Here is a 25997-nt window from a genome sequence, read left to right as displayed (position 1 = left end):
CTTTTTTACATAAGGAGGAGAGAACGGGCATGAACGGACACCCACGAACTCCCGCGGCGGACATTCGCTCGATGATGGAGGATAGCTTAGAAGTTCTGCGTATTTATCGCCACGATCTCATGAATCAGGTGCAATTGCTGCAGGCATACTCGCAACTCAAGAAGTACGACCGGCTGAATGAACCGATCCAATCGTTGGTGCAGGAAGCTGGACGCCATACCGAATGGTCATCCTTGCCGAGTTCGATGTTGTCCTATGTCGTGCTCTCCCGTGACATCAAGTACCAGATGCTGCAACTGCACGTCTCCTATGAACAGCAGGAAGAACCGACGGAAGCGGCAGAAGTTTTGGCCGCCCGCCTGCTTTTAAGCCTCCTCGACACCTTGGGCGAAGCTTCCAAGACGTGGCTCGAACCGTTGGCTTTGGATGTATGGATTGTCTCATTCCGTCAAGGCTATGAGATAAGTTGGTTCGCCGATCTGCCGCACGACTGGGCGGCATGGGCGACGGCGTATGCGGGGGAAGGTGTGGAATTCGTCCAAGAAATCGGCGAGGACGGCACCGAGTACCGCGTGCGTTTCCAGTTGCAAGAATAGAGGTGAGACAAAATGTTCGTAGATACAGCGAGAGTGTACGTCAAAGGCGGCGACGGCGGCAACGGAATCGTCTCGTTCCGCCGCGAAAAGTACATCCCGGAAGGGGGTCCTGCCGGCGGTGACGGCGGCAAGGGCGGCGACATCGTGCTTGTCGTTGACGAAGGGCTGCGCACCCTGCTCGACTTCAAGTACAAGCGCCACTTCAAAGCGGAGCGCGGCGAGTACGGCAAGACGTCGAACAAGCACGGCGCCAACGCAGAAAACATGTACATCAAAGTTCCGCCGGGCACCGTGATCACCGACGCCGACACGTTGGAGTACCTCGGCGACCTGACCGAGCACGGGCAAAAACTTGTCGTCGCGCGCGGCGGGCGAGGCGGGCGCGGCAACACACGCTTCGCTTCGATGGCGAACAAAGCGCCGGAGATCGCGGAGAAAGGCGAGCCGGGCCAAGAGCGCAACATTCAGTTGGAGTTGAAAGTGCTCGCGGACGTCGGGCTGGTCGGGTTTCCGTCTGTCGGGAAATCCACGCTGCTGGCTTCCGTTTCGGCAGCGAAGCCGAAGATCGCAGCGTACCACTTCACGACGATCACCCCGAACCTCGGCGTCGTCGGCGTGCCGGACGGACGCAGCTTCGTCATGGCCGACTTGCCGGGTCTGATCGAAGGGGCATCGGAAGGCCAAGGCTTGGGTCACCAATTCCTGCGCCACATTGAGCGCACGCGCGTCATCGTGCACGTGCTCGACATGGCGGGGACGGAGGGACGCGACCCGTACGAAGATTTCGTGAAGATCAACGAGGAAGTGCGCCTCTACAACTACCGCTTGGAAGAGCGCCCGATGATCGTCGTCGCGAACAAGATGGACATCCCGGAAGCGGAAGAGAACTTGAAAGCGTTCTTGGAGAAAACCGACAACCAATACCCGGTCTATCCGGTTTCCGGCGTGACCCGTCAAGGCATCGACGAGCTGTTGTACGCCATCGCCAACACGTTGGAGACGGCGCCCGACTTCACCACCATCGACCTCGAAGAAGTGGAGCAGACGGAGGAGCGCAAAGTCTACCGTCTGGAGGAAGACGAAGAACGTTTCTGGATCACGCGCAACAACGAAGCGTACGTGGTCAACGGCGCGTGGATTGAGAAGCTTTGCAAGATGACCAACTTCGAGCAGTACGATTCGGTCAAACGCTTCCAACGCATCATGAAGCAGAAGGGCGTTGACTCCGCGCTGCGCAAAGCGGGCGCTTCCGAGGGCGACACCATCGAGATCGGGGAATACAGCTTCGACTTCGTGGAGTAATGCGGGCGGCGCTTCAAGTGCCGGAAGCCGTTTTGCAACAGACGTTTGCCGACCTGAGCCGAATGCTCCCCGAAGAGGGAGTCGGCTTGTGGAGCGGAAGCGGGCAGGAAGTTCGGACGTGGACGTTTTTGCCGAATGCGGCAGGACACGGCGAGCGGCGCGTGCGGTTTACGGTGCATCCGCAAGATTGGATACAGGCGCTCGTTTCGAGCTCGGAACGCGGCGAAGCGCCGCTGGCGTTGGTGCACAGCCATCCGACCGCGCCGCCCGTTCCTTCGGCACACGACCGCAAGCACTGGTACTACCCGGACCTGTGGTGCGTGATCGTCTCGTTTGCGGACGGCACGCCGCGGTGGAGAGCGTTTCAACTTTAACAAAAGAAAAACAGGGCGACGCGCAGTCGTCCTGTTTTTTTGTGTTATTTTCGGTGAGTGCGGGGCGTATCATTTTGTAATCAGGCGCAGAGCCACGATGATCAGCATCGCGGAGAGGATGCGCAAGATCAGCTTTGCCGGCAGTTTCGCAGCCACGCGGGCTCCGAGTTGTCCGCCGATGAACGCGCCCGGTGCCAGGAACAGCACCAGCCACCACTCGATGTCGCCGCGAACCCAGTACGTGCCGGTCGAGACGATCGCTGTCAAGAAGATCGTGAACATCGACGTTGCCGCGGCGATGTGCGGCGGGAACAACAGCAAGAGCGTCATCGTCGGCACCAGCAACGAGCCGCCGCCGATGCCGAGCAGCGAAGCCAAAAATCCCACGAAGAAGGAGATGACCACGCCAAGCCACAAGTTGTATTCGTACTCGAATCTCGTGCCGATCGCGTCCACAAACGAACGGCGCACGGTAACAGGCAAGCCCAGTTTCAGCGGGTTCTTCGGTTTAAAGACCAAGAAGAGCGAGATGAAGATCAAGAAACAGCCGAACCCGACAAAAAAGCCCTTGCCGCTCATGTGTTCTGCGGCCAACGCTCCGATGATCGAGCCCGGAATCGAAGCGGCGGCAAACGCGGCTCCGGCCGTGAAGTCGATCCGTTTCTGACGCGTGTAGGCGAGGGTGGAAGAAATCGAGTTGAACAGCAACACCGCCATCGAAGTGGCTGTGATGTGCGAGGGCACGAGATCCGGTCGTAAAAACGCCAGCGTCGGCACCACGATGAAGCCGCCGCCCAAGCCGACGATCGACCCTGAGAATCCCGCCACCACCCCGAAGAAAAACAAAAGGAGTGAATCGATCATGAGTGTAACAAAGCACCTCCCGGCTTTTGCAGTCGTACGTAAGTCGAAACTTTGGAAGTCTGAAAGTATGTACGTTTCCTTCTATTGTACCGCACGCGGGGCTTTTTTCCCATTGCGCGTGTAGACTTTTGCCCTTACTTCGAGAGGAGGCTTCTTTCTCATGCGTCCCACAATGCGTCCCAACTGGTTCAGTTCGGCGCTGGAAAGACGAAATTTTGCCGGTTTAACCACAGACGGTGCTCTGTATTTTATTGCCTTAACCTTCCTCGACGCCACGATTCTCATCCCCTTGTTCCTCCAGCACGTCAGCGGTTCCCCACTACTCATCGGATTCGCCACAGCCATTCGTCAACTCTGCTTCGTGTTGCCCCAAGTGTTGATCGCCAAATGGATGCACCGCATCCCGCGCCTCAGCCGCTTCGTGTTCCGCACGTACTTGATTTGCCGCTTTGGATTTTTGCTCGTCATCGGGATGTTGCTGTACAACTCGCAATCTCCGTGGGTGCTGATCTGCTTTTTCATCGGGCATGCGATGTTTTGCTTGGGTGAAGGGTTGATTCAAGTTCCGTGGATGGAGTTGACGGGACGTACGATCCGACCGCAAAACCACGGCAAGCTGTTCGGGTTGATGCAGACGCTCGGAGCCGCCGGTTCCTTTGCAGCGGGGCTTTTGATCCAGCGCGTCATCTCGCACCCGGAACAATTTCCGTATCCGTTGAATTTTCTGATGATGTTCACCACGGCGTTTTTGTTGCTGTTCTGTTCTTCACTGTCCTTTCTATATGTCAAGGAAGCTCCTCGTAGAATGGAATTGCCCGCCGACGAGGAAAAAAAACGTCCCGAACCTCCGCGTTCGTTTGCGGGGACATTGCGCACGAACCCGCCGTTTCGAAAGCTGATCTCCATTCAGATGCTGTGCGGGCTGCATCAGTTGGCGATGCCGTTTTACATCCTCTATGTGCAGACGATGCCGGGCGTCGACATGAACGTGGTCGGGGAGTTGGTGATCGTGCAGATCGCCGGCGGTCTCGCGGGCGGTTTGCTGTTCGGGGTGCTCAGCGAGAAGTTCGGCAACCGCACGGCGATCTGTTGGGCGGTGCTGTGCAACGCGGCGGTGCCTGTGTTGATCTTGCTCGCCGGACAGCAGGGGGCGGGAAGTTGGCGTGAAAAGTTGGTTGTGACCGCATTCGGGTTGCTCGGCGTCGTCGGCAGCGGGTGGATCGGCTTCACCAATTACCTGCTTGAAATGTCCAACGACCAGACGCGCGGCCGTATGGTTGCGTACTTGAATCTCTGCATCGCGCCGTTGTCGGTGCTGCCGATCTTCTCTGGGGAACTGTTGCAAATCGTCTCGTACGAAACTGTGTTTGGGATCGTGCTGATCCTCTTGCTCGTTGCTTTGTTTTTATCTTGGCGCCTGCCGCCGCCTACCACCATTCGTCATCGTCGGGGTGAGCGGGCGGTTCGGTCGGATCGGCAAACCAACGCCGCTCCACGGTGACAGAAGCGAACAGGACGATCAACACGATCCAGCCGATGTTGAGATGTGAAAGCACGTCCCACATAGGCGCAACCACCCCCTTATTTCCGCTAGTGTTCGTCGAAACGGCGGTTTTTTTGCAAGAATTTGATTGTCATGTGCTTAAATATCACACCGTACACTTCACCATGATCGCAACCACTCATGGGGAGGGTACTTCAATTGGCTTCTTACCTGAAGAAAATGGCTTTGATCTTGGCCTCCAGCGCTGTGACCACCACGTACTTGGGTTTTGCTTCAGCGGGGAACGTCGCCTACGCAGCCGATAACCGCCTCAGCGTGCAGATGGTCGAGGATTGCGACACGGTAGGAGCCGGCGGAGAGATCGGCTACCACACTCTCTACCACAACGTGGAGAACAAAAACAACTCCCGCGTGCAGCTGAAAGTGCGAGTGCCGGAAGGGCTGGATGTGGACGAATCCGATGCCGACGGTGCCTCTTGGGATGCCGCTGCGCGCATGCTGACGTGGAACCTCAAGGATGTGGAGAACAACGGAGCGCGCGTCACCCACTTCCATCTCAAAGTCAAAGCGGACGCAGAGGTGAACACGTCGTTTGAACTGTCTTGCGTCGTGGAGGAAGACGGAAAGTGGAAGATGGAGACGCCCAAGATCAAGTGCAAAACAGGGACAGAAGTGGATCAGCCGTTTTTTGTCGGGTATCCGGACGGCACGTTCCACCCGGATGCGCCGATCACCCGTGCGGAATTGGTGCGCTTGGTGCTGGTGATGCGCGGCGTGCAGGAAGCTCCGTTCACGTCGTTTGACGATGCCAACGATACATGGGCGAAAGATTTCATCGGAACCGCCAACGCGTTGAATTGGGTGGACGGCGACGGCAACGGCAAGTTCCGGCCGAACGATTCCACCGACCGTGCGTCGGCGGCGAAGATGTTTGACATCGCGCTGTTGCGCGGCCCGCTCAAGGAAGGCACGATCGCGGTTCAGCAACACTTCCCGGATGTTGCACCGAAGAGTTGGTCGTTTGGTTGGGTTGAGGAGGCGTCCACGCTGGCGCATGAGTCGGTCCATCGCGGACGGGGAGTGGAGCAGTTGATCCGCTACCTGCCGGAGTTGACCAAACCGATGTAAGTTTGTCCGCCCATTGTGTTTCATCGGGATCTGCACCCGGGTTTATGCCCGGGTGATTTTTCTGTACATCCACATGGGGAATTCACCGGAGGAGTTTTTTGTCGGGCCGGAAGTGACGGGGGTGTTTGTCACGCCGGACGGCGGGCAGTAGGACAACCAAGGCCGGATCAATCGGCAAGCGGCGAAGTTCCGGCTCTACGGGTTGAACTGCGCGGGCGAGGTGGTGCGCGAGTCGGCGGCACAAGACCCGGGTGTGGAAGAACTCACGTGGACGGTGCAACTTTTGAATCGAAAAGCGGCGTGGAACGACGGATACGCACGACTGTCAACTGGAAACGGAGGCAATGACGGAAGACCGGATTCGTTTACGGAGATCGAAGCGGTGGAAGACGGATGGTGATATACGGCGAAGATTCCGGGCGAGAAGCGGGTGCTTGAGTTTCTAAGCGACGGGGATTTGCCGCAGACGAAGGCGGCTGGTGAGGCGGATGCGCGGAGAACCGGACTGGCGCGGACGAGGAGAATCGGCGGGTTGCCGGAGGGCTTTGGATCTACCGTAGCAGAAATTCCGCGAGTTTTCAATGCCAACAGTTCGTGTTTGCAAAACGCGCAAGGGGAAGGCCGGCAGGATGTTGGCGATGCGGCGGCGGCGTGCGACCCGCTGTCGTCGCAAGGCATTCACAAGGCGATCGGCACGGCGATTGAAGCGTCTCTTGCAACCCGCGCGGAACTTCGGAAGCGGTTGCGGGGACAGCCTAAATTAGTGCCAGGGAGATCCTGCGCGTTGCGTGCGGGGTCTTTTTTTCGTGATTAAATGACCTGTGCGAGTTGTGGAAAAAGCGGTTTTTTTGAAAGACCGATACTTTTTGGTTTGATGGAATATTTAAGAATGTTGAGTTTTTCAAATGAAGAAAATCACAGCACTATAATGAAAAAAACAGGCTCACGCAAGACGGGCATCGGTTTCTCCAACCCTGCAACGCCTCTTGTTAAACAGCCTGTTGAGTGATATTGAGTCAAATTTGTCACTTTACCTGCGCGGAAATTGGTGTTACATTCCGTTGCAAGATGCGCATCGCAAACTAGAAGAGGAGCTGCTGACACCATGAAAGTGCAAGAAAACGAAATGACCGATCCGATCGAGGGTTTAATCCGCCACGCCTACGAGAACGGGATCAGCGACATCCACATCGAGCCGGGGGACGAGCGGCACTTTGCGATTCGGGTGCGCGTGAACGGGGGATTGCAGACGTGGCAAGCTGTCGAGGGCACGCTTGAACAAACCGTGTCGCGCGTCAAATTGATGGCCCGCATGGACATCGCGGAACGGCGGTTACCGCAGGATGGAAGTTTTCGCATGGGGCTGAACGAAGAAGAGTCGGTGGACGTACGCGTCTCGTCGCTTCCGACTGTGCACGGCGAGAAACTCGCGTTGCGCTTGCTGCCCAACCACACGCGGCATGCGTTGGACGAACTGGGATTTGACATGAAACAATTGCGGCTGTATCGGTCGTGGGTGGAAGCGAAGCACGGGATGGTGCTCGTCACCGGCCCGACCGGTTCGGGAAAAACGACCACGCTCTACGCGACGCTTTTGCATCTGCAACACGCCGGCGTGAACATCTCCACGTTGGAAAATCCCGTCGAGGTCAAACTGCAAGGGATCAACCAAGTCGAGATTCAAGCGCGCATGGGGCTGACGTTTGGAACCGCGTTGCGCTCGATTTTGCGGCAAGACCCGGATGTGTTGATGGTCGGTGAAGTCCGTGACGGGGAGACAGCAGAAGCGGCGTCGCGCGCTGCGTTGACAGGGCATCTGGTGTTGACTTCCCTGCACAGCGAAAGCGCCGTGGGGGCGCTGCTGCGCTTGATCGACCTCGGCATTCCGCCGCAAGTCGTTGCCACTTCGGTGCGCGGAGTCGTCGGACAGCGGTTGGTGGAAAGCGCGCAGGGTCGACGGGCGGTGTTTGAGTGCTTGCCGATGAGCGAAACGATTCGCCAAGGGCTGTACCACCGGGCCGATCTGCATGAGCTGACCGTCCGTGCGCGCCGCGACGGAGTTCGTTTGTTGCCCGACATTCTCAGCGAGTGGCTCGATCACGGGTTGATTGACGATCAGACGTACGACCGCCATCTCGACCAGCGGGGATTGCGATGACGCGCCCGCACCACGACGTTTCCGCCTGGCTTCAACAGGCGGAACGTCTCTTGCAGAAAGCCAAACGCATGACCGAAAAAGCGCGAGCGCTCCGGAAAACGCTGCACCTTGCCGACCGGCCGCTTTCCGAAGGGACGTGGGGTCGTTTTTCCGAGGAGTTGGGGCGGTTGTTGGAGGGCGGTGTACCGCTGTTGGAGGCGTTGGCGTTTCTTGCGGGGAGAAGCGAACGCCGCGTCCGCGAGCTTGCCGAGGGAATGGGGGGGCAGTTGCGGGCGGGGAACACGCTGTCCGAGTCGATGCACAGAGAGCGCGCGCCGCTGTTGGTCTTGGCTTTGGTGCAAGCAGGCGAACACAACGGCGACCTCGCGGGCAATCTGGCACGGGCGGCCGCTTCCTGCGCCCAGCGCGAAACGTGGCGGCGGGAGCGGCAACAAGCGATGGCGTATCCGTTTTTTCTCTGCTTGTTGCTGTTGGGATTGTTGTTGTTTTTGTTTGAAGTGATCATCCCGAGGTTTGCCGATCTGTACGCGGGCATGGGGGTTCACTTAGGCGCGACGACCCGCATGATGTTCGCGTTGGGGAGACATGATTTCCTCGTGCTGACCGGGCTTCTCGCGGGAGCCGCTTTGCTTTTTTTCACGCTTCGGCGCTGCCGCCGTTCTTTGCCGGTCTTTCGCCACTACGATCTCCTCGACCGCACGCACCAATGGACGATCACGCTGGGCGTCCTCGTGGAGGGCGGATTGCCGCTTCTGCAAGCGCTGGAGATACAAAGCAACCTCGCGTTGCCGGCAGACTCCACGGCGGTCTCCAAACGCGTCTCCTCCGCCATCCGCCAAGGATTTTCGCTCAGCACGGCTCTGCTTCACGAACCGTTCGAGAATTCTCTGCTGCTCTCCGTCCAAGTCGCCGAAGCCACCGGCGATCTTGGGCGCTCCCTGCTTGCGGCCGCGACCGATCTCGCCGCCCGGCGCAAACAACGAATGGATTTGATGCTCAAGATGTTTGAGCCTTTGCTTTTGTTGGTTGTCGGAGGTTTTGTCGGGGTGGTGGCGCTGTTTTTGTTCTGGCCGATGCTCGACTTGTTGCAATCGATTTAATCAAAACCGAGAGAGGAAGGATTTCCTATGAAAAAAACGCTGTGCTCACTCTGGCGCGACCAACGCGGATTTACGCTGATCGAGTTGGCTGTGACGATTTTTGTGATTTCGATTTTGATCGCCATCGCGTTGCCGAACTTGCGCGGGACGGGAGACAAAGCATCGAAAGTCGCGTGTGAAGGGAACCAACGATTGATCCGCGCGCAATTGGAGAACTACTTTCTCACCGAGCACGGTTATCCCACCGGGCTGACCGACACCGATCGTCTGCAGCAATTGGTGACACAGGGGTACTTGCAAACGCTCCCGACCTGCCCCTTGGGCGGAACGTATCACATTACGATCGCTGCTGACAAAAACTCGGTCACCGTCGATTGCAGCAAACACGGAGCTCTCGGACTATGAAGATTCGATTGAAACACGCTCGAAACCAGGAACGCTCACAACAAGGATACACCCTCGTGGAGCTCCTGACCACGCTCGTCCTGCTGTCCCTGTTTTTTGCCATGACGGTGCCGAGTCTCAAACGCCTCTTCCAACACCACGAGCTTGACGCCTCCGCACGGCAATTTGTCAGTGCTGTTCGCGGCAGCCAGATGGCGGCTTGGTCGCACGGGGAGGTGCAGGAACTATGGCTCTACCGATTCAAACCGCAATACCAACGCTTGATCAACGGCCAAAACGCCGGTGTCGTGAAGATGCCGGACTCGCTTCAGTACCAGAGCGGGTTCCTCGAAGCCGGATCGTCCGTTTTTCGCTTTGACCAAAACGGAACGCCGACCGGCAGCGGGCAAGTACGCCTCGTAAACAGACTGAGGGAGGGGGCAGACATCAACATCCTGATGTTCTCCGGCACCGTCACCTACGAGGGCGTCCACCCATGAACACCACAAAACACGGATTTTCAGAAAAGCCGCATCTCACTCCGCAAAGCATCACCTCAAACCCCGCCAAAGTCATCCCTTCAACCCCCGCCTCCAACCAGCGAGGCTTTGTCCTCCTCGAAACCCTGCTCGCTCTCTTCCTGCTCTCCCTCGCTCTTCTCACTGCTGCGGAACTCTGGCAGGCGTCTGCCGCCCAAGACCGCAAGGCGAACCTGCACCTCCTCGTCTCTCGGCTTGCCGTCTCCACGCTCGAAGAAGCCCGCGCGAAACCTTCTCTGTCTGCCGGAACAACCATCCGCGACGTCGCCTCTCTGTTGCAAACTCCCATGCCGATCACCGAAGCCTCAGAAATCAAGCCCGACCCGATCAGCGGGCTGACGATGCTCACCCTGACGTACACCTGGAATGAAGGAGGCCGCTCCTATGTCCAAACCCTCTCCGCGCTGCATCTGTAACAAAATCCTGCATGACAGATCAGGACACACCCTCCTTGAATTGCTGATCGCCCTTTCCATCTGGGCCCTGCTGCTGCCCGTCATCGCAGGCGGCTTGCTGTTCACCGTGCAATCCTATACGCGCTCTGTCGATCGCTTAGAGGCCCGCGAGCAAGCCCTCGGCGTGCTGCGCAAGGTAGAAAGCGAAATCCGAGCCGGGCACGGATTCACCGTTCAATCGGAGGGGGTGTCTTTTCTAGATGAACGCAACACGCTGATTCAATACCGATTCTCCGCCCGCACCGGACTGCTGCAACGCATCGAATCAGGCGCGGGCAGCTCCGTCATCGGCGCTAAGCTCACAGACTTCCAAGGCAGACTCGTCACGCTCGCCCCGGCAGACGGGGATTCCCGGCCGCCGCCCGACGTTCTTTCTCTGCATATTCGTACCCAATCCGGACGAGCGGTCGTCGACCTCAGCGAAACTTTGACAGGAAGGAGCCCGCTGCCATGAAAATCGCCCTCCCGTTGGCCTTCCTTACGCTCGCGCTCTTGCTGCTCGGCGCCCTCCTTCAATTGACCACCCAAGACCTGCGCATGACAGAAGACCTGATCTCCGCCGAACAAGCGCAAGTTCTCGCCGAATCAGGGGTGTTGCACGCCGAGCACCGATTGGCCGCCGACCCTTCCTGGCGCGGGGCGCTTCCAAACATTCCTTGCGCAACGGGGGCGTATTCGGTCGCCGTCAGCGACCTCGGCAACGGAAGTCTCTTGATTGAAAGCACAGGTTGGGCCGGCCGCTCAAAGAAGTTATCGAAAAAGATTGTAAGTTTCTCTTCCAAACATTGACGAGCCTCCATAAATATTGGATAGTTGAACTAACACTTTTATCCTGTTCGAGGGGGCTTAGGGGATGAGCGAAGATCTCAACAACGGAAAAGTCCTGAATACGCGTATGGTGCCATTCCGCTCTCTGGCTTTGTACATGATCTTCTGGGGAGTTAGCGTGGTTCTCTTTCACATCATCACGGACTGGATGCTGGTCGAGAGAGACGCGACGCTGTCTCGTTTGCATCTGCTTTCCGAGATCGTCTTCGGGATGGGCTCCGGATTGGTGGCGTACGGACTGCTGGCTCGCAATTCCGTCCAGATCAAACAACTCAAAGCGGCCCTGCAAGAGAGCGAGGATAAATTCTCGGAGTATGTGGAAGACACCACCGGCGCGCGGGTCTTGGAACGGAAATTGACCAAACGGGTTGTGGAAGAGAGCGAGCAACGGTATCGTTCGCTGTTCGACACCCATCCCGATATGGTGTTCTCCTGCGATTTGGAGGGCAACTTTATTGAAGCGAATGCCGCATGCGTCGCCGTCTCCGGATACACGCTTGAAGAAGCCCTCCACCATTCGTTTTCGCAATTTCTGTACCCCGAAGACGCACCGGAAGTCAAGTACCGCTTCCAACGGACGATCGATGAGGGAGAGGTGCAACATTATCGGTGCCGCATCGTGCATCGAGACGGTCACGTGATTCTCCTCGATGTCACCAACATTCCGATCTTCGTGGAAGACCGGGTGATGGGGGTGTACGGCATCGCCAAAGACATCACAGACGAAGTCCATACCCGAGAAGAGTTCGCCGAGACCAAGGAACTGCTCGAATCGTTTTTTGCCAGCACCACCGATGCGATCTATTTGATCGACAACCAAGGCATCGTGTGCAAAGTCAACGAAGCGTTTGAGCGCATCTACGGGTGGTCGGCCGAAGAGATCATCGGACAAAACTTCTCTCTGCTCGTCCCGCCGGGTCGGCAAGAGGAAATGCGCAAACTCAATGAGCACTTGGATTGCCAAGAGCATCTCACCGACTATGAAACGGTCCGCATGCGCAAGGACGGAAGCCTGTTCGATGTCTCGATCACCGTCTCGGTCATCCGCGACCAGAACGGCCAACGAGTCGCTTTGGCGGGCATCGGGCGAGACATCACCGAGCGCAAGCGGGTGGAGTCGGCTTTGCGGGAAATCGAGTATCGGTACCGATTGATCACGGAACACACTTCGGACATTATCGCAATTTACGACCAAGACCAAATCATTCAGTACGTCTCGCCCCGAGTGGACCAGATCTTCGGATATTCTGCTGATGATTATATAGGGACCAACAACTTTGACCACTTGCATCCGGACGATTTTGGTGAAATCATGGAAAGGCTTGACAGTCTGTACCGTACGGGAGAGTCGGTGCGAATCGTTTTCCGTCAACGCCATGCAGACGGTCATTACGTATGGCTGGAGACGATGGTGATGCCGGTGTTTGACCTCCACGAGCAGGTGATCGGACTCGTCGTCATCGCCCGCGACAACACAGAGCGGCGCCGTACCGAGGAGCTCTTGCGCAAGTCGGACAAGTTGGCGGTTGTCGGTCAACTTGCCGCCGGCGTGGCTCATGAAATTCGCAACCCGCTCACGTCGATCAAAGGATTCGCCCAACTCATGAAAAACCGCTTGCCGGAGTACAACCACTACCTCGACATCATGCTTTCGGAATTGGACCGCATTGAATTTATCATGAACGAGTTCCTCGTGCTCGCCAAACCGCAAGCGGTGAAGTTTGTGAAAACCGACTTGCAAGAGCTGCTCGGCGACATCGTCGCGCTCTTGGAAACGCAGGCCATCATCAATAACGTGCAAATCATAACCGAATATGAAGACAATTTGCCCAACATCACCTGTGAAACCAACCGGCTGAAGCAAGTGTTTATCAACGTCATGAAAAACGCCATCGAGGCGATGCCCGACGGCGGAAATTTACGTATTCGAACGGAACGGGCGGGAGCGGACTTGGTGAGGGTTCGAGTATTGGATGACGGATGCGGCATTCATCCGGAGCGGATTCCGAAATTGGGAGAGCCGTTTTATACGACCAAGGAACGGGGGACCGGGTTGGGGTTGATGGTCAGCTACAAGATCATCAAAGACCATCAAGGCGACATTCGCTTTAAAAGCCGATTGGGAGAGGGTACGACCGTGGAAGTGGAGTTGCCGATCATTCAGGACAGCAAGAACGTGCTGACTGTGGGGGACGTTGGGTAAGAATCTGCATGCGAAGAATCAACTGATCCAGTTGCTGGCTGATCTCGACGACTTTCGGATCATGCAGGTTCTCGGCGGATTCAGCTGCGCGAATCATCTCCGCGCGCAGCCCTTCGATCTTCCCAACCAGTTTTTGCGTGTTGCTCATGGCGTTCCCCCACTTCTGAACGGATAAGTCAAAACAAGAGATAACATATTGGATTATATGCAACTCCAACGCGGTATTCTACTGATTTCTTTCGACACATTTACAAGAGTTTTGTCAGTTTCTGAGGAAGTATCGACTCTGGAGTCGAAACCTCGTCATTTCCGCAAAAAGACGGAATTTTCCGCATGGAAATACCATTTAACAAGCAAGGCACGCCGCTCTGAAGGCGTGCCTTTGCTTTGCTTACCTTACCTCGTGCACCCTTTCCGTGACGGACAGCACATTTTCGTTGACCAGTCCGCTTTGTGGCGATACGATGAGACCAAAAGACAAGGGCGGGATCGAATCCTATGGGAGCGCGTATTTTTTTGATTGGCTTTATGGGCACCGGCAAGACCACGGTGGGCGAGCAACTGGCGTCGGCCTTGGACGTACCGCTGTTTGACTCCGACCAGGAAATCGTCAAGCGGGAGGGGCGGAGCATCCCGGAAATCTTTGCCGCCGACGGCGAAGTTCATTTCCGAAAGCTGGAGACGGCGATGCTCACCGAACTTGCCGCGGGAGGTCCGGCTGTGATCACGACAGGCGGCGGAGCGGTGCTTGCGGCTGAAAACCGAGACATGATGAAAAAAAGCGGCTTCGTCGTCTGCCTCACCGCCACGGTCGAGGAGATCGTGCGACGGGTGGAGAACGACCCGAACCGCCCGCTGCTGCAGGGCGGCGACCTCAAGGGGCGCATCTTGGCGCTGCAAGAGGCGCGCGCCGGACTCTATGAGTTCGCCGATCTTGCCCTTGACACGACAGGCAGGAGTCTCGCGGACATCGTCGGCGAAATCGTCATGAAACTGTCTGCCTCTTAACATTGACGGGCACAATGAGTGGGGGTACACTAGCAAAGTAGTTTGATGTTTGACACCTTTTGGAGATACGAAAGTGAGGTTTTACATAGAGATGTGTGGCATCGTGGGGTTGTTTAACAAAACAGGGCGTCCCGTCGAGCAGAATGTGTTGGAAGCGATGAGCGACCAGATCGTGCACCGCGGTCCGGACGACATGGGCGTGCACCTGCAAGACAACATCGGCCTCGGCTTCCGTCGTCTCTCGATCATTGACTTGGAGGGCGGTCACCAACCGCTTTGCAACGAGGACGGCACCGTCTGGATCTCGTTTAACGGAGAAATCTACAACTACCAAGAAATTCGCCGCGGCCTCGTCGAGCGCGGTCACCAGTTCAAGACCGAAGCAGACACCGAAGTCATCGTGCATCTCTATGAAGAGAAGGGCGTCGACTGCGTCAAGGATCTGCGCGGCATGTTCTGCTTTGCGATCTATGATGCCAAAAACCGTCAAGTGATGGTTGCACGCGACCATTTCGGGATCAAACCCTGTTACTACACGGAAACCGAAGACTCGATTCTCTGGGGCTCGGAGATCAAATCCCTGCTGGAGCATCCGAGCGTGCGCCGCGACGTCAACCCGGAATCGTTCTGGAACTACTTGACTTTCCAATATGCGCCGGACCCGCTGACGATGTTCAAGGGCATCCACAAGCTGCCGGCCGCGCACTTCATGGTGATCAAGGACGGCAAGTTCAAGATCGAACGCTATTGGGAACTGAAATTCGAAGAAGTCCAGCGTCCGATCTCGTATTACATCGAAGGCACCCGCGAAATTCTGCGCAACTCCGTCAAAGCGCACATGAACTCCGACGTTCCGCGCGGCGCGTTCCTCTCTTCCGGCGTCGACTCGTCGACCATCGTGGCGCTGCTCAAAGAAATGGAGCAGGTCAAAACGTTCACCGTCGGCTTTGAAGGCGCAGGGGGCCAATCGGAATTGGCGTACGCCCGCGAGACGGCCAACATCCTCGGCACCGAGCATCGCGACGTGTTGATTTCCGCTTCGCAATATCTGGAAGCCTTGCCGCGTCTGATGTTCCACCAAGACGAGCCGATCGCCGACCCGTCGGCGATCGGGCTGTACTTCGTGGCGGAACTGGCGAGCCAATTCATCACCGTCGTGCTCTCCGGCGAGGGCGCGGATGAAGTGTTCGGCGGCTACACCATCTACCGCGAACCGCTCTCGCTCAAGATGTTCGATTACTTGCCGATGTCCCTGCGCCGCACGCTTGGCAGCGTCGCTTCTGCGTTCCCGGAAGGCATGAAGGGCCGCTCGTTCTTCATGCGCGGGTCGAAGACCCTGCAGGAGCGCTTCGTCGGCAACGCGTTCATCTTCGGCGAACAGATGAAAGAAGAGTTCGTGCGCTTGAATCCGGAACAGATGCACTTGCGCCGCTATCTCGACATCACCCAGCCGTACTATGACCGCGCGTCGAAGTATGACCCGGTGACGCAGATGCAGTATGTCGACTTCCATACGTGGCTTCCGGGCGACATCCTCATGAAAGCGGACAAAATGACGATGGCGAACTCGCTCGAACTGCGCGTTCCGTTCTTGGATAAGGAAGTGTTTGAGTTTGCTTCCCAGATTCCGATGCAGTACCGCCTGATGAACGGCACGACCAAGTACGTGCTGCGCGAAGCGGTGAAGGACATCCTCCCCCGCGAAGTGGCGGAGCGTCCGAAGCTCGGCTTCCCGATTCCGACCCGTCAGTGGCTGCGAAACGAGCACTACAATTGGGCTCGCGAGTTGATCGCGTCCTCGAACGTCGATCACTTGATCAACAAACAGTATGTCTTGAACCTGCTAGAAGAACACAAAAACGGAGTCCGCGACAACGCGCGCAAAGTCTGGACGGTGCTGATGTTCTTGCTGTGGCATCAGATTTACGTCGAGCGTTCCGTGCAGATCAAGCCGTCTGTCACCCCGAACGTGCAACGCCGCCGCGCCTACCAAGCGCAAACTGTATAAGCCGTCCGAAAGACCCTCCGCAAATTTGGAGGGTCTTTTTTTGGGGGGTATACTGTCCGCCACAGATGGAGTATATTCGATATACACGAAACTTTAACAAACTGACGAGGAAAGGGGTGGGGTCTCCCGATGAATACGAAACGACGCAAATTCTTCTTGGTCGCCGAAGATATCATGCCGGAAGCGATGGTCAAGACCGTTCAAGTCAAGGACATGCTCGCACGCGGCGAAGCGAATACCGTACACGAAGCGGTAAACGAAGTCGGGCTCTCCCGTTCCGCTTTTTATAAGTACCGCGATCTCGTCTTCCTGTACGAAGAAGAGGGACAAGGACGACTGATCACCTTGTCGCTGATCCTCGAACACCGCCAGGGGATTCTCTCGGCCGTTCTGAATGCGATCGCCCAAACGGGCGGCAACATCATCACGATCAACCAAGGCATCCCGATGAGCCAAGCCGCACACCTGACGATGACGGTGGACGTCAAGAACTTGAACGGCTCGCTGGATGACCTGACCGATAACCTTCAGAAGATGAACGGTGTCCGCAAGGCGGAGATCGTCGGTTACTCGTAGGAGGACAGTGCGCTATGGGCGTGAGAATTCGGGTGCCGGCGACGACGGCAAACCTCGGACCGGGCTTTGACGTGTTTGGAATGTCGCTCTCGCTCTACAACATCTTGGAGTTTGAAGAGCGCCCGAACCGCTCGGTGCGCATCGAAGTCTCGGGCGAGGGGGTAGAAGATGTTCCGCGCGTGCCGGACTACAATTTGGCGTACCGCGGATTTGCCCGCTATTTTTCCGTCCGTGGACGACAGGCACCGGGCGTGCGATTGCACATCCACAATGAAATTCCCGTCACGCGCGGGCTTGGCTCCAGCGCGACGGCGATCGTCAGCGGCCTGTGCGCCGCGTACCTGCTCGACGGATGCCAGTTTGACCGCGAAGAACTGCTTCGCCTCGCCGTCGAGATCGAAGGTCATCCGGACAACGTCGCGCCTGCCATCTACGGCGGGTTTGTCGCCAGCGGACTCTACACGTCCGACTTTGCACCGGAATCTGCTTCTTCATCCCGTTTGGAAAAAAAAACCGTCTCCCGTCCGCGCCTGCATACGCTGCGTTTGACGCCGCCCGCAGGGCTGTGTTGCGTCGTTGCCGTTCCCGGATACATGCTGTCGACCGGTCTGGCGCGGCGCGCTCTGCCTGAGCAAGTGCCGTTTTCAGAAGCGGTGCAAAACGTGCGCAACGCAAGCCTCTTGACAGCGGCGATGGCGACGGGCGACCTTGCGATGATCGAGCGGGTGTTCGCCGACGCGATGGCGGATTTTTTGCATCAGCCGTATCGGTTTCCGTTGATCAAGGGCGGCGTGGAGGCGGCGCAGGCGGCGAGGAACGCCGGCGCGTTCGCCGTGGCGATCTCCGGCTCCGGCCCGTCGCTGTTGGCGCTGACGACTGCAAACGCAACAGAAGTTGGCGACGCGATGCGTCGGACGTTTGCGCAGCAGGGCGTTCCGACGCGCATTCTCCAGCTCAAGCCGGAGACCAGCGGCGTTCACGTTTTGTAACTTCCGCGAGATTTGTGATAGTATGTGAACATCTAAACAGACCGTAGAGAGAGGGGGAGCCGGATGGATCACATCGGTTCGACGTTGCAATTCGGTCGGCAATACCAGACCCGCAACCAATACACACCGGAATATTTCCGCGAGCGAATTCCGCAACTGCGTGCGATGGACGTCAGCGACGCGGCGATCCAGCGCGGCGGAATTCTCCTGCTCGACCAGATCAAGCAAGAACACATCTGCGGCAATTGCCAAGGCTACGAAAAGTGCGGCAAGGACGGCGACGCGCAGGGGCTGTACGACTATTTGGAACTGTACAACGACCAATTGACGATCCGCACCACGCATTGCCCGCCGTACCAAAACTGGGTGGAGCGCAAGCAGATCGATTCTTTGAACGAGTACGCGCAGAAGAGTTCCGCCGACAAGCGGTTTCGGTTTGACAACTTCCCGTCGGAACAAGCGCGAAAATTCCCGGAGCTGTATGCGGCCGCTTTGGAATTCGCCGATTGCTACACTCCGGCTCAGCAGGAGCTGCAACGTGCCGGAGCGAGCGACGCGCCGTTCAAGGGCCTCTACATCTGGGGACCGCCCGGCGTGGGCAAGACCCATCTGGTGCTTGCGATTTGCAACCGCCTCGACGAGCGCAAGATTCCGAACATCTTCGTGCATGCCGACAACATTTTTGACAAACTGCGCATGAGCGTGGGGGCGGGCAAGGACATGGAGACGGTCATCGAGAAGTATTGCACCGTTCCGGTTCTGGCCATCGACGAGTTCGCCCAAGAGCGGGCCAACGAGTTCACGCTCGATAAGATGTTCCGCATCATCAACTATCGCTTCTCCAATCATTTGCCGACGCTTTTCACTTCCAACTACGAACCGCCGGTCGTCTACCAGACGTTCCGCGACCAGACGCGCACCGTCGATGCGCTGGTCTCGCGGATCATCCAGATGACGCGCATCGGACGTCTCGCCGGACGCGATTACCGGATGACTCAGATGGACATCCTGGACGCATCGGGTCGTTAGTTTGCGGGTAAGCTACCCGCAAGAGGTGAGGACGATGAAGAAAGGTACGCGCTTTGTCGCCGCAAGTCTCACTGCGGCGGCTTTTTTATTTTCACCCGCTGTTCCTCCGGCTTTTGCAAGTCCGACGCCGCAACAACTCACGATGGAGCAGAATAAAGTCGTCAAACTCGACGGAGACATTCACAAGATCATGCGCGTCTTGAAAGCGTCGACGAGCGAGCTGCGCCACCGCGCGCAGACGATGAGCGACACGGAACGCGCCACCACGCAAAAAAACCTCTTAAAGTTCCATGAAGAAATCAAAAAAGCCCAAACCCTGCGCGGGGAGATCGAAGACTACCACACACTCTACTACGCCGCCCAAGCCAAAAAAGACTACAGCAAGATGCATTCCGTTCTGATTCTGCTCGTCGAGAAAAAAACGGAACAGCTAGCGGCCCTGCAAAGCGCTCACGCCGAAATCGAGGCCGAAGTAAAGCGCGTGCGCCAACTGAAACCCGTCCCGCCCTCCGAGCACGGTCCGAAGCATCTGTAGGGGTTCGTAGACAAAATTCGACTTTTGATTACAAAAACTACAAAAAAAGAATATATACTTTCTCGTGGATTGTGCTATACTAACTCATGGAATTAGTCAAAATCTTCATTTCATCGGGGGAAAACAAATGTTTAAGAAATCCGTAGTAGTGGGTCTCACCTTTGCATTGGCAGCTACCGCATTTGTAGGTTGCGGTTCCAAGGACAACAACGCTTCTACCGGCGACACCGCTACCAAGCCGGCAGCTGAAAAAGCTCCGGACAAACTCGTCGTTGGTTTCATCCCGTCCCAAAACGCAGAAACCCTCCAAGCAAAAGCAAAGCCGATGGGTGACTTGCTCTCCAAAGAACTGGGGATTCCGGTCGAAGTTTCTGTCACCACCAACTTCAACGCGCTCGTTGAAGGCATGGCTGCGAAGAAAATCGACGTCGGCTTCCTGAACCCGGTTAACTACGTATTCGCTCACGATAAGAAGAAGGCTGCTGATCTTCTCCTGCAAACTTCCCGTCAAGGTTCCGCGTCCTACAAGTCCGTCTTCGTCAAGAAGAAAGGCGACAACTCCATCAAGGACGTGAAGGACATCAAAGGCAAGAAAATTGCTTATGTTGACGGCGCATCCGCTGCAGGTTACCTCTACCCGGTCGTTATGATCAAAAACGCGGGCCTCAACCCGGACACCGACGTTCAAGGCATCATGGCAGGCGGCCACGACAAAGCGCTGATGGCGCTCTACCGCGGTGACGTTGACGTTGCAACCGTATTTGACGCTGCAATCGACCAAACCATCGCGAAAACCACTCCGGACGCGAAAGAGAAGCTCGAAATCTTCGCAACCTCCGAGCCGATCCCGAACGACACCGTTTCCATCCGCCCGGACCTCCCGGCTGACTTCAAGAAGAAAGTTGCGGATGCGTTCACGAAGATCATGTCCACCGACGAAGGCAAGAAGATCGGCATGGACATCTACAACTTCGACGGCCTCGTACCGGGCGACGACAAGAACTTCGATCCGGTTCGCAAAATGATCGAAGCTACCGGCGCACAACCGAAGTAAGCTATATCGTTGGACAAAAAGCGACGCTCCTGCGGGAGGGTCGCTTTTTTTGTCGGAAAAAACTTCAATCTCGTTGACAGGTTCTAACAAACATTGCAGACAGATTCGTTTACGATGAAAACAACATCAAACGGGTTCAGATTTGACTCTGCGAGAGGATGTGTCAACGAAATGAAAAACATGGTGTGGAGTGCGTGCATGATCTCCGTCATGATGGTGGGATCGTCGGTTGTGTCCGGAACGATGGTGTCGCCGAAAGGGAATTCGCCTGTGGCGGTATCCGTGCTGGATGAACAACGAGTGATGGACGGGCAGACGGTCACCGTGACACCTGTGGATTCATCGTTGGATGTGCATCCGTTGCTGGGCGTGGTGGCAAGCGTGCCCGGCTTTGAAGATTGGGGGAGTGCAGACGTTGCAGCGGTGCGCAATCTGCATGATCGAGAGGGAGCGGTCAACGCGGTGTTGTGGCGCGTGCAGACGGGAGGGAAGGCGCTCGGGTATCTCGTGACCACTCCAGACGGACAATCTCTCTATGAGTTCAGCCGTCGCCCGACGCCGGAATTGCCGGGGGACGAGCAGGCGATCCCGAACGGATATCTGTACGGAGGGCCGGCGTTGCAACTGGCGTATGTGCAAGGACAGCAAGGACCGCAACTGTACAACTTGATGTCGGGCGAAGAACTGCCCAGCGGCGAACTGCTCAACCGCGTGCCGGACAAACTCCCGGCGCTCGCGTTGGAAAAAAAGCAACAGTCCGCCGCCGTGACTGCGCTTCCGGAGATTGTGCACGGCGAAGACGACGCGGTGTACGCGACGGGGTTGTACGGCAAGATGAAGCTTGGGGAGCAGGGGACAGGGGGCGTGCCTCTGCAAGAGTTCGCCAAGCAAACGGAGGCGGCGGAACCGGCTGAAATGGTATATGACGCGATTCCGGACAAGCTGTTCGTCGCGCTGAACCTTCAGCAAAAAATCACCCTCACCCCCGAAGCCACCTACTTCGGCGTCACCGACCCGTTCGCGCTGAACGACGCGCAACGTCAACCGGTGTACGTGAACGCTGAATTCCCCGTAACGGCTGTGCCGGTGCGTGGGAAATAGAGAGGGCAGCCTCCGCAGAGGAGGAACACGAGAAAACTCCTGCGACTAAAGTAGCCGCTGGAGTTTTTTACAAAAGGGCGCACGCAAATATCCCCTACGAAACATGTGCAAGGAATGGTGCAGAATTTTTTACCTAGTAGGGTACAGGAAACATGTGCTGCTAACCATCAACTAACCTTTCACGTACAGCAACGCGAACTGGAAGGGCTCGATCTTGATCCTCGGACTGCATCGCTTTTCCAGTTCGTCGAGCCGCATCTTCAGCTCATCTTCATAGAGCCGTGCCTTCGCTATTTTTTCTGCATCGGGCACGGTGGAGTCGGCATTGACCAGCCCCAGCGACTGGTAGTACGTCTCCAACTGCTCCCGCTCCCGTGCCAGATGTTCCTCCGCTTCTTCTGCCCAGGTGTGGTCCAGCAACCGAATTTCTTTATGCACTTGATCGCGAATCTTCTTGAACCCTTGCTTGACGGTGAGCTTCGGTGCTTCCACGTGCACGAGTTGCATCGGAGAGGGAGGTTCCGTCGAGAAGTTCAAGTCCACCACCTGCTCGTAGAAATCGCGGTACACCTCACCCGACCCGAGACTGACGCCATATGTCACGATCTCATCCCGGCAACGGTCCGCCACATACGAGATTTTGCACGTCATCAGCAACACCGGTCGCAAAACCGACCCGGTCGGCACCCCTTGCTGGTAGCCGAACGTGCAGCTCCCGCGCTTTTTTGTGGAATCGATCATCTTGGTCAGAAACAAACTCCCGAGCGTCAGATATTCCGGCCGCTCCATCTCCTCAACATTGACGTTCTGCTCAAAAATCAACTGTTTGACCGTATTCGGATAGTCCTGATAGATCGTCTCCACCATCATCCAGTGGTACGGACGATCGATCAATTCCTTGTCCACATCGCGCGGCAATTCCACTTCCAAAAAATTTGGCAAGTCCCGCAGGATCGGCGCATGTACCGCCTGAAAGTACCGCCGACAATAATCTTGAATCTCCGCTTGCGTCTCCATCTCAGAACCTCCTCTCTCTGTGTCTTCAGCGCACGACATCCGACACGCGCATCATCTCTTCGCCCAACTCATCCAATTTGTTTTTCATCTCCTCGCGGCTTGCTCCGCGCATGAACAGATCCATCATCTCGTTGTCGAGCTTTCGTCCGACTTTCAAATTGCCGAGAATCAAGTCAAGTTCCCCGATGACCATCTCGAACATGTTGATTTTTTCCTCCAAGAGCGAGACGATGTGCTCCTCGATCGTCCCGCGGGTGGAGAGGTTGTAGATGTGCACATCCCGCTGTTGCCCCAGCCGGTGGACGCGCCCGATCCGCTGTTCCAAGCGCATCGGGTTCCACGGCAGGTCGAAATTGATCAGTTGGTTGCAAAACTGCAAGTTGATCCCTTCGCCGCCCGCCTCGGTGGCGACGAGCACTTGGAAGCGGTTCTTGAAGAGCTCGGTCATCCAGTCTTTTTTGTTCTTCTTGAAGCCGCCCCGGAAGATGACGGCGCGGATGCCGTGCTGTTGCAGCATGTACAAAATAAAATCCTGCGTCGCACGATACTCGGTGAAGATAATCACTTTGTCGTCCATCGTCTTCAAGAGCTCGATCAGCTTGTCGATTTTCTTATACGCAGGGATGCTTTCCGCCATCGCATACAACTCTTCGACACGCCCGCGGATGTCGTGCGGGGTTTTTTCGCTTTCCTTCATGTTTTTCAGCGACACCAGCGCGGCGTACGGAGAGGAGCAGATTTGCCGCTGCAGCGTGATCAGTTGCAGGAAGTTTCCTTTGCCTTCCTCGCGCATCTTGGTGTATTGCTCCTTGATAAATTCGGTCACGCTCTCATAGAGTTGTTGCTCTTCCGGGTAGAGATCGAGCAGCAGGGATTGTACGTTGCGCTTTGTAAACTGCACGCCGCCCTCGGAGCGCTTGTTGCGGATCATGACGTCGGAGAGAGCTTTTTTTAACTCTTGGCGGTTTTTCGGCGTGCGCTTGGACTCCATGAACATCGAGGAGTAGTCATTTTGCGAGCCGAGTTGTCCCGGTTTCAACAGCGTGATTAAGTTGTAGAGCTCCTTCATATCGTTTTGTACGGGCGTGGCGGTGAGGAGGAGCAGGTATTTTTTTCGCAAGTTGTTGACGATCTCGTAGTTTTTGGATTTCTTGTTTTTCAATTTGTGCGCTTCGTCGACGATGACGAGGTCGTATTCTTGATTCAGCACGATCTCGCGGTGCGGGTCGCGCTTGACGGTGTCGATCGAGGAGACGACGATGTCGCAGTCCGCCCAGGTGTAGGCGTTTTTTTGCCGGACGGCAGGGATTTTGAACTTCTCGTTGAGTTCCCGCACCCACTGGATGACCAGCGAGGAGGGGACGAGAATCAGTATTTTTTTCACGAGACCGCGAATCAGGTATTCTTTCAAGATCAGCCCGGCTTCGATCGTCTTGCCGAGGCCGACCTCATCGGCGAGGATGGCGCGGCCGTGCAGTTCGTTGAGGACTTTCTTGGCGGTGTCGATCTGGTGCGGGTAGGGCGTGACTTCGGGAAGTTGCTGCAAGCAGATCAACTGGTCGAAGTTTGGCACCACGCGCGTGCGTTCTGCGTCATAGGCCAATCGGAACAGATCCCACGTCGCCCATTCGTGGGTCTGCAAACGCTCTTGAAATAGGTCAAACAACGTTTCTTCCCACTCCAGCCTCGGCATAAAACCGGTCTTCTCCAACGGAACCCACCTCCAAAGCCAAGGTTTGTAAGGGATAGTATGACCTTAGATAGGGAAAATTTTTCGAAGCAGACTCCAAAGATCAACAGACCTGTGGTAGAATAGGGGCAAGGAACAGAATAATGCGAATGATCGCTGACGGGAGAGTTTACAATGTTCGTGTTTTTTGGGACATGTAGCGCCGAAGGAGCAAGCGGGGGTTCTGCCCAAGAACACCTTGCGAATCTCTCAGGCATAAGGACCGTTGCGGGACGCATCTCTGGAGAGTGCCGCGCGTGATTGCGGCCACCCAAGGGGTAACTTTGTCCGCATCTTGCGTGCGGGCGGGGGGAACTCTCAGGTTAAGAGGACAGAGGAGAGACGGGGCCTGACGGGCATCCGTGTCTCCTTTTTTTGTTGCTCATTACTCGCTTTAGGAGGAATAGGTGTGGATCATCTGAAGAAAACACCGCTGTTTGAGGTCTATCCGAACTACGGAGGCAAGATCATCGATTTCGGCGGCTGGGCGTTGCCGGTGCAGTATGCCGGAATCCTCGAAGAACACGAAGCGGTGCGCACGCGCGCGGGCCTGTTTGACGTGTCGCACATGGGTGAGATCACGATGCAGGGACCGGACGCGCTGGCGAACATCCAGAACTTGATCACCAACGACGCGTCGAAGTTGGCGAACGGCCAAGCGCTGTACTCGCCGATGTGCTATGAAAACGGCGGTTGTGTCGACGACCTCTTGGTCTACAAGAAAGCGGACAACGACTACCTGCTCGTCGTCAACGCAGCGAACATCGAGAAGGACTTTGACTGGATGAAGTCGCACGCGTTCGGAGACGTAACGCTTGAAAACCGTTCTGCCGACATCGCGCAATTGGCGCTCCAAGGACCGCTGGCGGAACAAGTTCTGCAAAGCATGACCACCACCGACCTCTCTGAGATCAAATACTACTGGTTCGCGGAAGGCGTGGACGTGGCGGGCGTATCCTGTCTCGTTTCGCGCACGGGCTACACCGGCGAAGACGGGTTCGAACTTTACTGTGCGGCGGCAGATGTCGCAAAACTTTGGGATTCCATCTTGGCAACCGGCAAGGACGCGGGCGTATTGCCGATCGGTCTCGGCGCACGCGACACGCTGCGCTTTGAAGCGCGCCTGCCGCTGTACGGCCAAGAAATCACGGCGGACATCTCGCCGCTGGAAGCGGGCCTTGGCTTCTTCGTGAAGCTCGACAAGGGCGAGTTCATCGGACGAGACGCATTGGCGAAGCAAAAAGAAGAAGGCGTGACCCGCAAACTGGTCGGCTTTGAAATGCTGGAGCGTGGCATTCCGCGCAGCCATTACGAAATCCAAGTGAACGGGCAAAAAATCGGCGAGTGCACCACGGGCACGATGGGTCCGACGGTCAAGAAAAACATCGGCCTCGGCCTGATCGACGTGCAACATGCGACGATCGGCCAAGAGATCGACGTGATCATCCGCAACAAACCGGTCAAAGCCGTGATCGTCAAAACTCCGTTCTACAAGCGTCAGAAGTAAGCAGAGGAG

27 protein-coding genes, 1 pseudogene and 2 riboswitches are annotated in these 25997 nt (G+C 56.5%); of the genes and pseudogenes, 24 read left to right on the top strand and 4 right to left on the bottom strand.

From position 1 onward, the window contains the following. Positions 1-29: 29 nt before the first annotated feature. From EL26_RS13275 to EL26_RS13265, 3 genes are read left to right on the top strand one after another with little or no spacing between them, the layout of a single operon-like run. Positions 30-596, top strand: coding sequence for a Spo0B domain-containing protein (locus EL26_RS13275; RefSeq protein ID WP_038089621.1), 567 nt, complete (start codon positions 30-32; stop codon positions 594-596). A 12-nt stretch (positions 597-608) separates the two neighbouring features. After that, positions 609-1898: a GTPase ObgE gene (gene obgE, locus EL26_RS13270; protein WP_038089619.1), complete on the top strand. Its 1290-nt coding sequence runs from the start codon at positions 609-611 to the stop codon at positions 1896-1898. A 17-nt stretch (positions 1899-1915) separates the two neighbouring features. Continuing rightward, complete coding sequence (locus EL26_RS13265) at positions 1916-2272, top strand: M67 family metallopeptidase (RefSeq protein WP_161780728.1); 357 nt, start codon at positions 1916-1918, stop codon at positions 2270-2272. A gap of 69 nt (positions 2273-2341) precedes the next feature. Here the strand turns inward: EL26_RS13265 and EL26_RS13260 are convergent, their stop codons facing one another. Further along, a complete protein-coding gene (locus tag EL26_RS13260) occupies positions 2342-3136 on the bottom strand; it encodes a sulfite exporter TauE/SafE family protein (protein WP_052036339.1) in 795 nt (264 codons plus the stop codon). A gap of 160 nt (positions 3137-3296) precedes the next feature. On the opposite strand from EL26_RS13260, the gene EL26_RS13255 reads away from it, so the two are divergent. The 12 genes and pseudogenes from EL26_RS13255 (at position 3297) to EL26_RS13200 (ending at position 13435) form a co-directional block, all read left to right on the top strand. Then, positions 3297-4637 carry an MFS transporter gene (locus tag EL26_RS13255; RefSeq protein ID WP_038089617.1) on the top strand — a complete coding sequence of 447 codons (1341 nt, stop codon included), beginning with the start codon at positions 3297-3299 and terminating at the stop codon, positions 4635-4637. A gap of 201 nt (positions 4638-4838) precedes the next feature. After that, on the top strand, positions 4839-5768 hold the full coding sequence (locus EL26_RS13250) for an S-layer homology domain-containing protein (protein WP_038089615.1): 930 nt from the start codon (positions 4839-4841) through the stop codon (positions 5766-5768). Positions 5769-5931: 163 nt separating this feature from the next. Further along, positions 5932-6168: pseudogene (locus tag EL26_RS13245) on the top strand (LodA/GoxA family CTQ-dependent oxidase); the annotation flags it as partial. A gap of 30 nt (positions 6169-6198) precedes the next feature. Further along, positions 6199-6582, top strand: coding sequence for a hypothetical protein (locus EL26_RS13240; RefSeq protein WP_152559266.1), 384 nt, complete (start codon positions 6199-6201; stop codon positions 6580-6582). A 291-nt stretch (positions 6583-6873) separates the two neighbouring features. Next, positions 6874-7926, top strand: coding sequence for a GspE/PulE family protein (locus tag EL26_RS13235; protein ID WP_052036338.1), 1053 nt, complete (start codon positions 6874-6876; stop codon positions 7924-7926). Next, positions 7923-9026 carry a type II secretion system F family protein gene (locus EL26_RS13230; protein ID WP_038089610.1) on the top strand — a complete coding sequence of 368 codons (1104 nt, stop codon included), beginning with the start codon at positions 7923-7925 and terminating at the stop codon, positions 9024-9026. The genes EL26_RS13235 and EL26_RS13230 overlap by 4 nt, the downstream gene beginning before the upstream one ends. 27 nt (positions 9027-9053) lie before the next feature. After that, positions 9054-9431: a competence type IV pilus major pilin ComGC gene (locus EL26_RS13225; protein WP_038089609.1), complete on the top strand. Its 378-nt coding sequence runs from the start codon at positions 9054-9056 to the stop codon at positions 9429-9431. Continuing rightward, positions 9428-9910: a prepilin-type N-terminal cleavage/methylation domain-containing protein gene (locus tag EL26_RS13220; RefSeq protein ID WP_038089606.1), complete on the top strand. Its 483-nt coding sequence runs from the start codon at positions 9428-9430 to the stop codon at positions 9908-9910. Before EL26_RS13225 ends, EL26_RS13220 begins: the two co-directional genes overlap by 4 nt. Continuing rightward, positions 9907-10365, top strand: coding sequence for a hypothetical protein (locus tag EL26_RS13215; RefSeq protein WP_038089604.1), 459 nt, complete (start codon positions 9907-9909; stop codon positions 10363-10365). Before EL26_RS13220 ends, EL26_RS13215 begins: the two co-directional genes overlap by 4 nt. Next, the gene (locus EL26_RS13210; protein ID WP_038089601.1) at positions 10334-10858 is read left to right on the top strand and encodes a PilW family protein; all 525 of its coding nucleotides are present in this window, start codon (positions 10334-10336) and stop codon (positions 10856-10858) included. Before EL26_RS13215 ends, EL26_RS13210 begins: the two co-directional genes overlap by 32 nt. Further along, positions 10855-11193 carry a hypothetical protein gene (locus EL26_RS13205; protein ID WP_038089600.1) on the top strand — a complete coding sequence of 113 codons (339 nt, stop codon included), beginning with the start codon at positions 10855-10857 and terminating at the stop codon, positions 11191-11193. Before EL26_RS13210 ends, EL26_RS13205 begins: the two co-directional genes overlap by 4 nt. A 64-nt stretch (positions 11194-11257) precedes the next feature. Then, positions 11258-13435 carry a PAS domain S-box protein gene (locus EL26_RS13200; RefSeq protein WP_052036337.1) on the top strand — a complete coding sequence of 726 codons (2178 nt, stop codon included), beginning with the start codon at positions 11258-11260 and terminating at the stop codon, positions 13433-13435. On the opposite strand, the gene EL26_RS24600 is transcribed toward EL26_RS13200, so the two are convergent. Next, entirely contained in the window at positions 13389-13583 is a 195-nt protein-coding gene (locus EL26_RS24600) for an aspartyl-phosphate phosphatase Spo0E family protein (protein WP_081857187.1), read from the bottom strand. The genes EL26_RS13200 and EL26_RS24600 overlap by 47 nt on opposite strands. Positions 13584-13933: 350 nt before the next feature. Between EL26_RS24600 and EL26_RS13190 the strand changes: the two genes are divergently transcribed. The 8 genes from EL26_RS13190 (at position 13934) to EL26_RS13155 (ending at position 21735) form a co-directional block, all read left to right on the top strand. After that, the gene (locus tag EL26_RS13190; protein WP_038089594.1) at positions 13934-14443 is read left to right on the top strand and encodes a shikimate kinase; all 510 of its coding nucleotides are present in this window, start codon (positions 13934-13936) and stop codon (positions 14441-14443) included. 91 nt (positions 14444-14534) lie between these two features. Further along, positions 14535-16451, top strand: coding sequence for an asparagine synthase (glutamine-hydrolyzing) (gene asnB, locus EL26_RS13185; RefSeq protein WP_038089592.1), 1917 nt, complete (start codon positions 14535-14537; stop codon positions 16449-16451). 129 nt (positions 16452-16580) lie between these two features. Then, positions 16581-17027, top strand: a complete 447-nt coding sequence (locus tag EL26_RS13180) for an ACT domain-containing protein (RefSeq protein ID WP_038089589.1) — start codon at positions 16581-16583, stop codon at positions 17025-17027. Positions 17028-17041: 14 nt separating this feature from the next. After that, a complete protein-coding gene (gene thrB, locus EL26_RS13175) occupies positions 17042-18016 on the top strand; it encodes a homoserine kinase (protein ID WP_038089586.1) in 975 nt (324 codons plus the stop codon). Between the two features lie 63 nt (positions 18017-18079). Next, positions 18080-19045 (top strand): AFG1/ZapE family ATPase, encoded by a 966-nt coding sequence (zapE, locus tag EL26_RS13170; protein ID WP_052036336.1) that lies wholly within the window; start codon positions 18080-18082, stop codon positions 19043-19045. 34 nt (positions 19046-19079) lie between these two features. Beyond that, the gene (locus EL26_RS13165) at positions 19080-19580 is read left to right on the top strand and encodes a hypothetical protein (protein ID WP_038089584.1); all 501 of its coding nucleotides are present in this window, start codon (positions 19080-19082) and stop codon (positions 19578-19580) included. 127 nt (positions 19581-19707) lie between these two features. Beyond that, entirely contained in the window at positions 19708-20634 is a 927-nt protein-coding gene (locus EL26_RS13160) for a phosphate/phosphite/phosphonate ABC transporter substrate-binding protein (protein ID WP_038089581.1), read from the top strand. Between the two features lie 171 nt (positions 20635-20805). After that, positions 20806-21735, top strand: coding sequence for a hypothetical protein (locus tag EL26_RS13155; protein ID WP_038089579.1), 930 nt, complete (start codon positions 20806-20808; stop codon positions 21733-21735). A gap of 171 nt (positions 21736-21906) precedes the next feature. Here the strand turns inward: EL26_RS13155 and EL26_RS13150 are convergent, their stop codons facing one another. Together EL26_RS13150 and EL26_RS13145 are read right to left on the bottom strand one after the other, a co-directional pair. Further along, on the bottom strand, positions 21907-22752 hold the full coding sequence (locus EL26_RS13150; RefSeq protein ID WP_038089576.1) for a YqhG family protein: 846 nt from the start codon (positions 22750-22752) through the stop codon (positions 21907-21909). A gap of 25 nt (positions 22753-22777) precedes the next feature. After that, positions 22778-24463 carry a DEAD/DEAH box helicase gene (locus EL26_RS13145; RefSeq protein ID WP_238546113.1) on the bottom strand — a complete coding sequence of 562 codons (1686 nt, stop codon included), beginning with the start codon at positions 24461-24463 and terminating at the stop codon, positions 22778-22780. A 128-nt stretch (positions 24464-24591) separates the two neighbouring features. Then, positions 24592-24717, top strand: a riboswitch (glycine riboswitch). Next, a riboswitch (glycine riboswitch) is annotated at positions 24718-24826 on the top strand. A gap of 64 nt (positions 24827-24890) precedes the next feature. Between EL26_RS13145 and gcvT the strand changes: the two genes are divergently transcribed. After that, positions 24891-25988, top strand: coding sequence for a glycine cleavage system aminomethyltransferase GcvT (gcvT, locus tag EL26_RS13140; protein WP_038089573.1), 1098 nt, complete (start codon positions 24891-24893; stop codon positions 25986-25988). Positions 25989-25997 lie beyond the last annotated feature (9 nt).

The organism is Tumebacillus flagellatus, assembly GCF_000714935.1.
Lineage (GTDB): Bacteria > Bacillota > Bacilli > Tumebacillales > Tumebacillaceae > Tumebacillus > Tumebacillus flagellatus.
This window is presented reverse-complemented; position numbering and strand designations above follow the sequence as displayed.